Source organism: Mitsuaria sp. TWR114 (assembly GCF_007997345.1).
This window is the reverse complement of the sequence record NZ_VOSR01000403.1, coordinates 1-13149: the sequence shown is the minus strand read 5'-3', so window position 1 is coordinate 13149 and position 13149 is coordinate 1. Positions and strand designations below refer to the sequence as shown.

The window sequence follows — 13149 nt, the reverse complement described above, 5'->3', positions numbered from 1 at the left end:
CTGCTGCCCAATCCCAACGGCTGCTGGGACTGGGTGGGCTGGTACGGCTCCAACTTCGCGCAGAAGGCCGGGACGCAGGTCGCCGCGATCAAGGCGATGGTGGACCAGGTGTCGGGCGGCGATCCCGGCGACCCCGGCGATCCGGGCACGCCGGCGCCGGTCTGCTTCACCTCGTCGAACTACACCCACACCGTCTCCGGCCGCGCCTACGCGCTGTACGGCCTGACCTACGCGAATGGCTCCAACCAGGCCATGGGCCTGTGGAACATCTACGCCACGACGACGCTGAAGCGAACCGCGCCCAACTACTACGTGATCGGCACCTGCCCCTGAGGCGCCGGCCAGCCACCCCTGCACGCATGCTCGAGACCCGCGACCTCACCATCCGCTTCGGCGGCCACACGGCGGTGGACCGCGTCAGCTGCGCCTTCCATCCGGGCACGCTGACCGCCATCGTCGGGCCCAATGGCGCCGGCAAGACGACCTACTTCAACCTGATCTCGGGCCAGCTCGGCGCGAGCGCCGGGCGCGTGCTGCTCGACGGCGAGGACCTGACGCGCATGGCCGCGCCGCTGCGCACCCGGCGCGGGCTGGGGCGGGCCTTCCAGCTGACGCAGCTGTTCCCGACGCTGAGCGTGCGGGAGAACGTGCGGCTCGCCGTGCAGTCGCGCTGTGGCGAGGGACTGCGGATGTTGTCGGTCTGGCTGCATCACCGGGAGCTGCTGGACGAGGCGCAGGCCATCGTCGAGCGCGTCCGCCTGGGGCATCGCGCCGACGCGCCGGCGGCCAGCCTGCCGCATGGCGACCAGCGCAAGCTGGAGGTGGCGATGCTGATGGCGCTGCGGCCCAAGGTCTACCTGTTCGATGAACCCACCGCCGGCATGAGCGTCGACGAGGTGCCGGTCATCCTGGACCTGATCCGCGCGCTGAAGGCGGAGGGGACCCACACGATCCTGCTGGTCGAGCACAAGATGGATGTGGTGCGCGAGCTGGCCGACCGCATCGTCGTGCTGCACAACGGGCAGTTGGTGGCGGACGGCGAGCCGGCGGCGGTGATCGCCTCGCCGGTGGTCCAGAACGCCTACCTGGGTCTGGCGATGCCGGAGGCCGCATGAGCGCCGCCACCGATCGCGCGCTGCTGCGGCTGGAGGGCGTGCACACGCACATCGGCGCTTATCACATCCTGCATGGCGTCGACCTCGCGGCGCGCGAGGGCGAGGTCACGATGCTGCTGGGCCGCAATGGCGCCGGCAAGACGACGACGCTGCGCACGGTGATGGGGCTGTGGCGCGCGGGCGCCGGTCGCGTGCTGCTGGACGGGCGTCCGATCCAGGCACTGCCGACGCCGGAGATCGCGCGCCTGGACATCGCCTACGTGCCCGAGAACATGGGCATCTTCGGCGACCTGACGGTGCGCGAGAACCTGCTGCTGGCGGCGCGCGGCGCGCGCTCGCTGGACGAGCTGGACACCGCGCGGCTGGACTGGCTGTTCGGCTTGTTCCCGGCGCTGCGCAAGTTCTGGCTGTATCCGGCCGGCAAGCTCAGCGGCGGACAGAAGCAGATGCTGGCGATCGCGCGCGCGATGGTGGAGCCGCGGCGGCTGCTGCTGATCGACGAGCCGACCAAGGGCCTGGCGCCGGCCATCATCCGCAACCTGATCGAGGCGCTGCAGGAGATCAAGCGCGGCCGCGACGGCGCGCGCACGACGGTGCTGCTGGTCGAGCAGAACTTCATGGTTGCGCAGGCGCTGGGCGACGGGGTCGCGGTGATGGACGACGGCCGCGTCGTGCACGCCGGACGCATGGCCGAGTTGGCGGCCGACGAGGCGCTGCAGCAGCGCCTGCTGGGCCTGTCGCTGGCGGCGCACCAATGAGCGCCTTCTCGACGCCATCCTCCGCCGCGCCGTCGCCGGCGACCGACGCGGTGCCGCAGGCGCGCTTCGACCTGATTCCGCTGCTGCTGATCGCGGCGCTCGCGCTGGGCGCGCTGCCGCTGATCGGATCGGCGTCGAGCTGGGCGACGCTGACGATCGCCGGGCTCGCGATGGGCCTGATCGTCTTCGTCATCGCCTCCGGCTTGACCCTGGTCTTCGGCCTGATGGACGTGCTGAATTTCGGCCACGGCGTGTTCATCGCGCTGGGCGCCTTCGTGGCCACGACGGTGATGGGCGCGATGGGCGGCTTCGTGGCGAGCCCCTCGCTGGCCGCGAACCTCGGCGCGGTGGCCGTGGCGGCGCTGGCGGGCATCGTCAGCGCGGCGGCGCTCGGGCTGGCGTTCGAGCGGGTGCTGGTGCGGCCGGTCTACGGCATGCACCTGAAGCAGATCCTGATCACGATGGGCGGGATGATCATCGGCGAGGAGCTGATCAAGCTCGTCTGGGGGCCGCAGATGACCCCGCTGCAGCCGCCCGAGTCGCTGCGCGGCGCGCTCATCGTCGGCGACGTGGCGGTCGAGAAGTTCCGGCTGCTGGCCGTCGTGGTGGGGCTGCTGGTCTTCGCCGGCCTGCTGTGGCTGCTGAACCGCACCAAGCTGGGTCTGCTGATCCGCGCCGGCGTGCAGGACCGCGAGATGGTGGAGAGCCTGGGCTACCGCATCCGGCGGCTGTTCGTCGCCGTGTTCGTCGCGGGTTCCGGTCTGGCGGGGCTGGGCGGCGTGCTGTGGGGGCTGTACCAGCAGAGCGTGATCCCGCAGATCGGGGCGCAGGTCAACACGCTGATCTTCATCGTCATCATCATCGGCGGGCTGGGCTCGACGCTGGGCTGCTTCGCCGGCGCGCTGCTGGTGGGGCTGATGGCCAACTACTGCGGCTTCCTGGCGCCCAAGGCGGCGCTGTTCTCCAACATCGCGCTGATGGTCGCGTGCTGCTGTGGCGGCCGCAGGGCCTCTATCCGGTCAGCCGCCGTTGAGCGGATCCCTCATGTCCCTGATCCGATCCCTGCTGTCCCACGACCTGCCGCGCAGCCGCGTGCTGGCGGCGCTGCTGCTGCTCACGGTGCTGGCGCTGGCGCTGACGCCCTTCGTGTTCCCCGGCACGAAGGCGCTCAACGTGGCGGCCAAGATCCTCGTGTTCATCGTGCTGGTCGGCAGCTACGACCTGCTGCTGGGCTACACCGGCATCGTCAGCTTCGCCCACACGATGTTCTTCGGCATCGGCGCCTACGGCGTGGCCATCGCGAGCACGCGACTGGAGCCGGGCTTCACGGCGCTGGCGATCGGCATCGGCGGCGCGCTGGGGCTGTCGCTGCTGCTGGCGCTGGTCATTGGCCTGTTCTCGCTGCGGGTCAAGGCGATCTTCTTCGCGATGATCACCCTGGCCGTCGCCGCGGCCTTCCAGGGCCTGGCGTCGCAACTGTCGGACTTCACCGGCGGCGAGGACGGCCTGAACTTCCGCCTGCCCGCGCTGCTGTCGCCGTCGACTGAATTCCTGGAGGAGCCCTTCCTCGGCGTGTCCGTCGACGGCCGGCTGCTGAGCTACTACCTGCTGTTCGTCGTGACGCTGGTGCTGGTGCTGGCCTTGCTGCGCATCGTCAATTCGCCGTTCGGGCGGGTGCTGCAGGCGATCCGCGACAACGACTTCCGCGCCGAGGCCATCGGCTACCGCCTGGTGACCTACCGGACGCTGTCCACACTGCTGGCCGCGATGTTCGCGACGCTCGCGGGCGCGCTGCTCGCGATCTGGCTGCGCTACAACGGGCCGGACACCTCGCTGTCCTTCGAGATCATGCTGGACATCCTGCTGATCGTCGTGATCGGCGGCATGGGCACGATCTACGGCGCGGTGATCGGCAGCGCGCTGTTCGTGCTGGCGCAGAGCTACCTGCAGGACCTGATGCGGGTCGGCGCGTCGGCGGTGGAGGGCGTGCCGGTGCTGTCGCAGCTGATCGCGCCGGAGCGCTGGCTGCTGTGGCTGGGCGTGCTGTTCGTGCTGGCCGTGTACCACTTCCCGAACGGCCTGGTCGGGCGCCTGCGGCAGGCGAGGAGAAGCACTTGAAGTCGACGTCGAACTACCTGCGCTGCGAGGGCCGCGAACTCCATTACATGGACTGGGGCGATCCGGGCGCGGCGCCGGTCATCGCCTGGCACGGCCTGGCGCGCACCGGGCGCGACATGGACGACCTGGCGGCGCACCTGGTGCAGTCCGGGCGTTATCGCGTGATCTGCCCGGACACGATCGGGCGAGGGTTGTCGCAGTGGAGCCCGGACCCGGACAACGAATACCACCTGGCCTTCTACGTGAAGCTGGCGGTGGCGCTGGTGGACCAGCTCGGGCTGGCCAACTGCCATTGGGTGGGCACGTCGATGGGGGGCGCGATCGGGCTGCTGGCGGCGGCGACCTCGTTGCGCGGCCGCATCCGCCGGCTCGTGCTGAACGACATCGGGCCGGAGCTCGCCGAACCCGCGATCCAGCGCATCCGCGCTTATGCCGGTGACCCGGCGGCTTTCGACACGGTGAGCGAGCTGGAGCGCTATTTCCGTCAGATCTACCAGCCCTACGGCTGGATGAGCGCGGCGCAATGGCGCCGGCTGACGGAGACCTCGACACGCCGCCTGCCGGACGGCCGGGTGACGCCGCACTACGACCCGGCGATGGTGCGCCAGTTCTTCGTCCATCCGGACGATTACAAGCGCTGGACCGAATGGGATTCGCTCAGCCTGCCGGTGCTGTGCCTGCGCGGGGAGAGCTCCGATCTGCTGTTGCCGGAGACGGCCGAGGCGATGCGGGTGCGCGGGCCCCGGGCGGAGGTGGTGACGGTGCCGGGTTGCGGGCACGCGCCCGCACTGAACGTGCCGGAGCACTTCGCGATCGTTGAGGGTTTCCTGGCGGGGGGCTGACGGTCGGTGCGCGTCATGGCGTTCATCGCTTGATCAGCCAGCCGAGGATGCCGCCGAAGGCGACTGTCAGCTTCGGTCAGTCGTTGAGCTGCGGCAAATCGAGCCAGCGCGCCAGGCGCCGGCGCAGCGTCAGGAAGTCCAGCGGCTTGGTCAGGTGCTCGTCCATGCCGGCCTTCAGGCTGTCGGCCACGTCGCTGTCCAGCGCGTGCGCCGTCAGCGCCAGGATCGGAAAGCGCGGCAGCCTGCCCTGCGCCTGCTGCTCCCGCAGCCGGCGCGCGCATTCCAGGCCGTCCATGCCCGGCATCTGGATGTCCATCAGCACCAGGCTGGGCGCCGCGTGCTCGCACAGGTCCAGCGCTTCCTGGCCATTGCGCGCGAGCTGCGTCTTCAAGCCCATCAGCGCCAGGAATTCCAGCGCCACCACCTGGTTGATCGGGTTGTCCTCGACCAGCAGCACGAAGGGCTCGCCCGGGGCCGGGCGCTGGCCGGAAACTGTCGGATCGGTCATCGAGGAAGGGGGCGACGGCTTGGCGGACGCGTCCGACGTCATCAAGACCAGCGTGGTCTCGGAAATGGGATGGCCGTCGTTTCTGTCCATGTCGCTTGTCGTCCCCGCTCCGGTCGGGAGGCGAGGTATTCCCTGAAAAACGTCGCCCGCCATTCAGGTCGAACCGGGGTCGGTGTTGCTCGGCGGCGACGGGGTCCATTGTTGCCGCACCCCCCGAAGACTAGCAAGTGTGCGGAAGTCATCGGTCGGAGGCCTTGACAAGAGGTATGCGAAGGCTTCCTGAACGGTCTTCTGTTTTCAATTGCTTACCACTGCGTCGCGCCGGTCGCCTCGCGCGCGTCCCGCCGGCTGCTGCCAATTCATGGCGGCCGCCCTCCCTAGAATCATCGCCCACTGCCTTTTTCGAGGCTCCCGAGCCCACACCTCATGTCCGACGCCGATATCCGCATTCGCGGGGCCCGCCAGCACAACCTCAAGAACCTCGACCTGGATCTGCGCACCGGCGAGCTGACCGTGGTGACCGGTCCCAGCGGATCGGGCAAGTCCAGCCTGGTCTTCGACACCCTCTACGCCGAAGGCCAGCGCCGCTACGTCGAAACCTTCTCGGCCTACGCCCGCCAGTTCCTGGACCGGATGGACCGCCCGGCCGTCGACAAGGTGGAGGGCGTGCCGCCCGCCATCGCGATCGACCAGACCAACCCGGTCCGCACCAGCCGCTCCACCGTCGGCACGATGACGGAGCTCAACGACCATCTGAAGCTGCTGTTCGCGCGCGGCGCGGACCTCTTCGACCGCGACACCGCGCTGCCGGTGCGCCACGACACGCCGCAGACCATCCACGCCGAGCTGCTGGCGCGCACCGTCGACGGCGATCCGCGCCTGGTGCTGACCTTCCCGGTCGAGCTGCCGGAGACCGTCAGCGCCGGCGAGGTCGAGCAGTGGCTCTCCGCCTCCGGCTTCACGCGGGTGCAGTCGGAGCGCGTCGTCAACGGCCGCAAGGTGCTGGACGTGGTGGCCGACCGCTTCCGCATGCAGGGCGTCGAGCAGTCCCGCGCGATGGAAGCGATCGAGCTGGCGCTCAAGCGCGGCAGCGGCCGCATGACGGTCTACGTGCTGCCGACCGAGGAGGGTGCCGAGCCGGTGCTCTGGCGCTACTCGACCGGCCTGCATTGCCCGGAGAGCGACATCCGCTACGCCGACCCGCAGCCGGCGCTGTTCTCGTTCAACTCGGCGATGGGCGCGTGCGAGACCTGCCGCGGTTTCGGCCGCGTGATCGGCGTGGACCTGGGCCTGGTGATCCCCGACGAGCGCAAGACGCTGCGCGGCGGCGCGATCAAGCCGATGCAGACGCCGGCCTGGAAGGAATGCCAGGACGACCTGCTGAAGTACGCCGGCGATGCCGGCATCCCGCGCGACACCGCGTGGAGCCAGATGACGCAGGCGCAGCGCGACTGGGTCATCGAAGGCAGCCCGAACTGGAACGGCAACTGGAACAAGCAGTGGTACGGCGTCCGCCGGTTCTTCGATTACCTGGAGAGCAAGGCCTACAAGATGCACATCCGGGTGCTGCTGTCCAAGTACCGCAGCTACACGGAATGCCCGGCCTGCCGCGGCGCGCGCCTCAAGACCGAGGCGCTGCTGTGGCGCATCGGTTCCAAGGCGCTGGCCGACGCGGCACTGCCGGCCGCGCAGCGCTTCATGCCGGAGGGCGTGAAGTGGACGCGCGCGCAGCTCGAGGCGTTGCCGGGCCTGTCGGTCCATGACCTGATGCAGCTGCCGATCCACCGGCTCAGACGCTTCATGGACGAGCTCCAGTTGCCGGGCTCGATGCTCGACGAGGCGCTGAAGCTGCTGCTCGACGAGATCCGCAACCGGCTCAAGTACCTGGTCGACGTCGGCATCGGCTACCTGACGCTGGACCGCCAGAGCCGCACGCTGTCCGGCGGCGAGGTGCAGCGCATCAACCTGACCACGGCGCTGGGGACCTCGCTGGTCAACACGCTGTTCGTGCTGGACGAGCCCAGCATTGGCCTGCACCCGCGCGACATGAACCGCATCGTCGAGGCGATGCAGCGCCTGCGCGACGCGGGCAACACGCTGGTGGTCGTCGAGCACGACCCGGCGGTGATGCTGGCGGCGGACCGGCTCATCGACATGGGCCCCGGCCCCGGCCAGCAGGGCGGCCAGATCGTCTTCGACGGCACGCCGGAACAGATCCGCGCCGCCGACACGCTGACCGGCGCCTACCTCGGCGCGCGCAGGCACGTGGGCATGGGCCTGAAGCGCGTCGTCGAGGAGAACACGCCGCGACTGATCCTCGAGGGCGCGCGCGAGCACAACCTCAAGAACGTCAGCGTCGAGTTCCCGCTGCAGCGCATGGTGGCGGTCACCGGCGTGTCGGGCTCGGGCAAGAGCACGCTGATGCAGGACGTGCTGTATCCGGCGCTGGCGCGCTGGTTCGGCCAGGCCACCGAGGCGCCGGGCGCGCATGACCGGCTCCTGGGCGCGGACTGGCTGGCCGACGCGGTCTTCGTCGACCAGTCGCCGATCGGCAAGACGGCGCGCTCGAACCCGGCCAGCTACGTCGGCGTGTTCGACGAGATCCGCAAGCGCTTCGCCGACACGCCGATGGCCAGGGAGCGCAGCTACGGCGCCGGCATGTTCAGCTTCAACGCTGGCGACGGCCGTTGTCCGACCTGCGGCGGCTCGGGCTTCGAGCACGTCGAGATGCAGTTCCTGTCCGACGTCTACCTGCGCTGCCCCGACTGCGACGGCAAGCGCTTCCGCGCCGAGCTGCTCGAGGTCAAGCTGGAGCGCGCCGGGCGGCAGCTCAGCGTCTCCGACGTGCTGGACCTGACGGTGGCCGAGGCGCTGGGCGTCTTCAAGGACGACCGCGAGGTGCTGAACAAGCTGCAGCCGCTGTCGGATGTCGGCCTGGACTACCTGACGCTGGGGCAGCCGGTGCCGACGCTGTCGGGCGGCGAGGCCCAGCGGTTGAAGCTGGCGGGATACCTCGCGGAGGCGGCCTCGAAGCCGCGCCAGGCGACCGCGACCAAGGGCACCCTGTTCCTCTTCGACGAGCCGACCACGGGCCTGCACTTCGACGACATCGCCAAGCTCATGCGCGCCATGCGCAAGCTGCTGTCGGCGGCATTCGCTGATCCTGATCGAGCACAACCTGGACGTGATCCGCGCGTCGGACTGGGTCATCGATCTCGGGCCCGAGGGCGGCGAGGACGGCGGCCTGGTCGTCGCGGTCGGCACGCCGGAGACGCTGAAGGACCATCCGACCTCGCACACCGCGCAGGCGCTGCGCGAGTACGCGGCCGAGATGGACCGCGCGCCGGTCAAGGTCGCCGAAGGCAAGCCGCTGCAATCGCTGCTGCGCCAGCGCCGCAAGGCCGATGAAGCGATCCGCATCGTCAACGCGCGCGAGCACAACCTGAAGTCGGTCGACGTCAGCATCCCGCGCGGCAAGTTCAACGTCGTGACCGGCGTGTCGGGCTCCGGCAAGAGCACGCTGGCCTTCGACATCCTGTTCAACGAGGGCCAGCGCCGCTATCTCGAATCGCTGAACGCCTATGCGCGCTCGATCGTGCAGCCGGCGGGCCGGCCCGAGGTCGACGCGGTCTGGGGCATTCCGCCGACGGTCGCGATCGAGCAGCGCCTGTCGCGCGGCGGGCGCAAGAGCACGGTGGCGACCACGACCGAGGTCTGGCACTTCCTGCGCCTGCTCTACGTGAAGCTCGGCGTGCAGCACTGCGCCAACGACGGCACGCCGGTGAAGCCGCAGAGCGTCGAGGCCATCGCCGCGCAGCTGCTGCGCGACTACAAGGGCCGGCACATCGGGCTGCTCGCGCCGCTGGTGGTCAATCGCAAGGGCGTCTACACCGACCTGGCGAAGTGGGCGAAGCAGCGCGGCTACACCCACCTGCGCGTCGACGGCGAGTTCCTGCCGACCAGTCCGTGGCCGCGGCTGGACCGCTTCAAGGAACACACGATCGAACTGCCGGTGGGCGACATGACCGTCACGCCGGAGACCGAGGCCGAGTTGCGCGAGCTGCTGGCCAAGGCGCTGGACCACGGCAAGGGCGTGGTGCATGTGCTGTCGCCGCTGGACGGACTGCACGACGCGCTGCGCAATGCGAAGCCGACGCGCGGCATCGGCGAGCTGCGGGTGTTCTCCACCAAGCGCGCCTGCCCGCAGTGCGGCACGAGTTATCCGGAACTGGATCCGCGGCTGTTCAGCTACAACTCCAAGCACGGCTGGTGCACCACCTGCGTCGGCACCGGCCTGGCGCTGACGCGCGAGCAGCGCAAGGCCCTGGACGACAGCCAGCAGGACAAGGACAACCGCGGCCGTGAACAGAGCTTCCCCGCCGAGGAGGCCGAGATCGAGGACCTGAGCGACGCGCCGTGCCCTGACTGCCATGGCTCGCGCCTGAATCCGGTGGCGCGCGCGGTGACCTTCGAGCACGAGACGATCGCGGCGGTGGCCTCGTGGAGCGTGACCGAGGCCCGCCAGTGGATCGCCGGCCTGACGCTGACCGGCCGCGACGCGGAGATCGCGCGCGACGTGGTCAGCGAGATCAAGGGCCGGCTGGAGTTCCTCGAGGAAGTGGGGCTGGGCTACCTGACGCTGGATCGCGCGGCGCCGACGCTCTCCGGGGGCGAGGCGCAGCGGATCCGCCTGGCGGCGCAGCTCGGCAGCAACCTGCAGGGCGTGTGCTACGTGCTGGACGAGCCGACGATCGGCTTGCATCCGCGCGACAACCAGATCCTGTTGAAGGCGCTGTCGACGCTGGGCGACAAGGGCAACACGCTGGTGGTCGTCGAGCATGACGAGGACACGATCCGGCGCGCCGATCACATCATCGACATCGGCCCGAGCGCGGGCAAGCGCGGCGGCCGCGTGATCGCCGAGGGCACGGCCGAGCAGATCGCGAAGAACCCCGATTCGCTGACGGGCCGCTTCCTGTCCAAGCCGCTGGTGCATCCGCTCAAGGAGCGCCGCGAGATGGACGCCGACGCGCCCAAGCTGACGGTGCTCAACGCGGCGCTGCACAACCTGCGCGGCGTCACGGTGGACGTGCCGCTGCACCGGCTGGTGGGCATCACGGGGGTGTCGGGCTCGGGCAAGTCGACGCTCGCGCGGGACGTGCTGCTGGCCAACATGGCGGCGGCGGTGCCGCTGCGCCGGGCGCCGTCGACCTGGCTGGGCTGCGACGCCATCGAGGGCCATCAGCAGGTGGACCGGGTGCTGGAGGTCGACCAGACGCCGATCGGCAAGACGCCGCGCAGCTGCCCGGCGACCTACATCGGCTTCTGGGACGCGATCCGCAAGCTGTTCGCCGAGACGCTGGAGGCGAAGGCCCGCGGGTATGGTCCGGGCCGCTTCAGCTTCAACACCGGCGAAGGCCGCTGCCCGGGCTGTGAAGGGCAGGGCATGCGCACCATCGCGATGAGCTTCCTGCCGGACGTGAAGGTGCTCTGCGACCAGTGCCATGGGCAGCGCTTCAATCCGGAGACGCTGGCGGTGAGCTGGCGCGGCAAGAGCATCGGCGAGGTGCTGCAGATGGAGGTGGACGAGGCGGTGGAGTTCTTTGCCGCGATGACCTCGATCGCGCATCCGCTGAAGCTGCTGCAGGACGTGGGGCTGGGCTACCTGACGCTGGGTCAGCCGAGCCCGACGCTGTCGGGCGGCGAAGCGCAGCGGATCAAGCTGGTGTCGGAGCTGGTGAAGGTGCGCGACGACGTGACGCGCCGCGGCCAGAAGCCGCCGCACACGCTGTACGTGCTGGACGAGCCGACGGTGGGCCTGCACATGGCGGACGTGGAGAAGCTGATCCGGGTGCTGCATCGCCTGGTCGACGGCGGACACAGCGTGGTCGTCATCGAGCATGACCTCGATGTGATCGCCGAAGCCGACTGGGTGCTGGACCTGGGACCGGAGGGCGGCTCGGCGGGCGGACGCGTGGTCGCGCAAGGCCGGCCGGAGACGCTGGTGGCGCAAGGGACGCACACCGGCAAGGCGCTGGCACCGGTGCTGGCAAGACGCTGACCGGCGGGGCGCTCCGGAACCGGGGCGTCCGGCACGCCGCCGCAAGCGCCAACGACAACGGCCTCTCAAGGAGGCCGTTGTCGTTGGAAGGCGGGAGGAGGGCCGGTACCGGCGCTCAATGCGGCTTGCGTCGCTGGCGCTGCTCGAAGTCGTCGCCGTGATAGACGTTGCCGTCCCAGGTGCCTGAGCGGTGCTTGGCGCGGGCGATCGCGTCGAGGGCCGCGTCATGGGCGGCGCGACGGCGGTCGCGTGAATTGAAGCGACCCTTCAGGCCGATGCCGCTGCCCATCAGAAGGCCCGGGCGCCGGACCCATGCGCGCCAGGCCATCTGGTGCCGCCGCGGCAAGGCCATGTCGATCGCGAGCAGCACGCAGATCAGCAGTCCAAGGGCGGCGATGACTTTGGCGAACATACGTCGGCGCGGTGAATCACGCCTTGCTGGCGTGCAAGCGGCCGACTATACGCGAGGGGAAAACCTCAGTCGCGATGATGGCCGCGTCCATGTCCGTGGCCACGATCACCGCGGTCACCGTCGCGGTCCCAGCCGCCGCGACCGCCACCGCGATGGTCATCGCGGTGTTCTTCCCAGCGCCGGCCCTCCCAGCCGCGATGGTCGTCGCGGTGGTCGTGCCAGTCGCGGCGGCCGTCCCAGCGGCCATCCCAATCCCGACGCACCGGCTCCCACCGGGGCGGCGGCGGAGGGGCATAGACCGGCATCGGATGCACGCGCGGGCGACCGTAGTAGACCGGGGCGTAGGTCCGCGTGTACCAGTCCTCGCGGACGAAATACACCGGCCGGCCGCAGGCGCGGTAGTAGCCGCAGTGGCGCGACCAGGCGTGGTAATGCGCAGGCGGCACGCGCAGGTACATCGGCGGGGCGGGGTCGTAGACCCGCTCGATCACCATCGGCTGCGCGTAGATCACGTCGGGGCGGACGTTGCCGACGTCGATGCGGCCATAGAAGCCGGGCTGTCCGACGCTGATGGACACGCCCACGTCGCCCGCGAAGGCCGTTGGCGCAGCCAGCACGCCGGCGGTCAGCGCCACGGCGCCGAGGATGCGTTGGATCAGGTGCTTCATGGAACCTCCGACCTACCTAGGGAAAGTATGGACGGTTAACGCGCGCTTGACGGATCCGGTGCACAGCGCAGCGGTAAGCAGTTGTTGACCCCTCCCTAGAATCCCGCGTCCCTGCTGACCTTGCGGGGCGTGGAGCAACGATTTGAAGCAATGGATCCTGACTTCCCTGGCGCTGGCGACCCTGGCGACGGGGCTGGGCGCCGGCGAGCCCTCGCTGGCGCAGACGACGACGGCCCCCGTCGCGGTGGCCAACCGGCCGCTGACCCTGGAACAGCTGTTCCGCGCCGAGTCCTATCGCGGGGAGTCCGCCAAGGACCTGAAATTCAGCGCGAGCGGCCGTTACGTCGCTTACCTCTGGAACCCGTTCGGCGAGCCTGGCAGCGACCTGTACGTCCATGACACCCAGACGGGCAGGACGGTCCGCGTGAGTTCGCCGGCGCTGATGGCCGTGGTGGAGACGCCGGAGAACCTGGAGCGCTACGCCCGCAAGCTCAAGCAGAAGCGCGACGAGCTGGCCCAGCGCCAGGCCCGCGAGGAGGCGCAGGCCGCCTACCTGCGCGGCGAGCCCGTGGATCTGGATCAATGGGAGCGCCAGGCGATCGCCGATCTGAAGGTCGAGCTGGCCGAGCGCAAGGCGCGCGCCGAATCGGCGCTGGCGCGGGTGAAG

General features: G+C 69.8%; 8 protein-coding genes and 3 pseudogenes. 8 read left to right on the top strand and 3 right to left on the bottom strand.

From position 1 onward, the window contains the following. The 6 genes and pseudogenes from FUT87_RS15115 to FUT87_RS15090 form a co-directional block, all read left to right on the top strand. A pseudogene (locus FUT87_RS15115) lies at nt 1-333 on the top strand (hypothetical protein); the annotation flags it as partial. 26 nt (nt 334-359) lie between these two features. Then, complete coding sequence (locus FUT87_RS15110; RefSeq protein WP_147241545.1) at nt 360-1115, top strand: ABC transporter ATP-binding protein; 756 nt, start codon at nt 360-362, stop codon at nt 1113-1115. Then, nucleotides 1112-1873 carry an ABC transporter ATP-binding protein gene (locus tag FUT87_RS15105; protein WP_091720511.1) on the top strand — a complete coding sequence of 254 codons (762 nt, stop codon included), beginning with the start codon at nt 1112-1114 and terminating at the stop codon, nt 1871-1873. Before FUT87_RS15110 ends, FUT87_RS15105 begins: the two co-directional genes overlap by 4 nt. Then, a pseudogene (locus FUT87_RS15100) lies at nt 1870-2906 on the top strand (branched-chain amino acid ABC transporter permease). Before FUT87_RS15105 ends, FUT87_RS15100 begins: the two are co-directional and overlap by 4 nt. 17 nt (nt 2907-2923) lie before the next feature. Then, nucleotides 2924-3991: a branched-chain amino acid ABC transporter permease gene (locus FUT87_RS15095; protein WP_217648423.1), complete on the top strand. Its 1068-nt coding sequence runs from the start codon at nt 2924-2926 to the stop codon at nt 3989-3991. Continuing rightward, nucleotides 3988-4833, top strand: coding sequence for an alpha/beta fold hydrolase (locus FUT87_RS15090; protein ID WP_091720521.1), 846 nt, complete (start codon nt 3988-3990; stop codon nt 4831-4833). Before FUT87_RS15095 ends, FUT87_RS15090 begins: the two co-directional genes overlap by 4 nt. Nucleotides 4834-4909: 76 nt before the next feature. Here the strand turns inward: FUT87_RS15090 and FUT87_RS15085 are convergent, their stop codons facing one another. After that, nucleotides 4910-5431: a response regulator gene (locus tag FUT87_RS15085; RefSeq protein ID WP_186830557.1), complete on the bottom strand. Its 522-nt coding sequence runs from the start codon at nt 5429-5431 to the stop codon at nt 4910-4912. A gap of 336 nt (nt 5432-5767) precedes the next feature. Here FUT87_RS15085 and uvrA point away from each other — a divergent pair. Continuing rightward, nucleotides 5768-11402: pseudogene (uvrA, locus tag FUT87_RS15080) on the top strand (excinuclease ABC subunit UvrA). Nucleotides 11403-11517: 115 nt separating this feature from the next. Here the strand turns inward: uvrA and FUT87_RS15075 are convergent. Then, nucleotides 11518-11814, bottom strand: coding sequence for a hypothetical protein (locus FUT87_RS15075; RefSeq protein WP_091720540.1), 297 nt, complete (start codon nt 11812-11814; stop codon nt 11518-11520). 65 nt (nt 11815-11879) lie between these two features. After that, nucleotides 11880-12482, bottom strand: a complete 603-nt coding sequence (locus tag FUT87_RS15070) for a hypothetical protein (RefSeq protein WP_255511855.1) — start codon at nt 12480-12482, stop codon at nt 11880-11882. 142 nt (nt 12483-12624) lie between these two features. Here FUT87_RS15070 and FUT87_RS15065 point away from each other — a divergent pair. After that, the coding region (locus FUT87_RS15065; RefSeq protein WP_147241543.1) for a hypothetical protein at nt 12625-13149 on the top strand (525 nt) is incomplete at its 3' end.

What these genes read in the sequence shown, in the direction of transcription:
- FUT87_RS15070 (WP_255511855.1), bottom strand. Translation starts at nt 12,482, where the DNA reads ATGAAGCACCTGATCCAACGCATCCTCGGCGCCGTGGCGCTGACCGCC.
- FUT87_RS15110 (WP_147241545.1), top strand. Translation starts at nt 360, where the DNA reads ATGCTCGAGACCCGCGACCTCACCATCCGCTTCGGCGGCCACACGGCG.
- FUT87_RS15075 (WP_091720540.1), bottom strand. Translation starts at nt 11,814, where the DNA reads ATGTTCGCCAAAGTCATCGCCGCCCTTGGACTGCTGATCTGCGTGCTG.
- FUT87_RS15085 (WP_186830557.1), bottom strand. Translation starts at nt 5,431, where the DNA reads ATGGACAGAAACGACGGCCATCCCATTTCCGAGACCACGCTGGTCTTG.
- FUT87_RS15105 (WP_091720511.1), top strand. Translation starts at nt 1,112, where the DNA reads ATGAGCGCCGCCACCGATCGCGCGCTGCTGCGGCTGGAGGGCGTGCAC.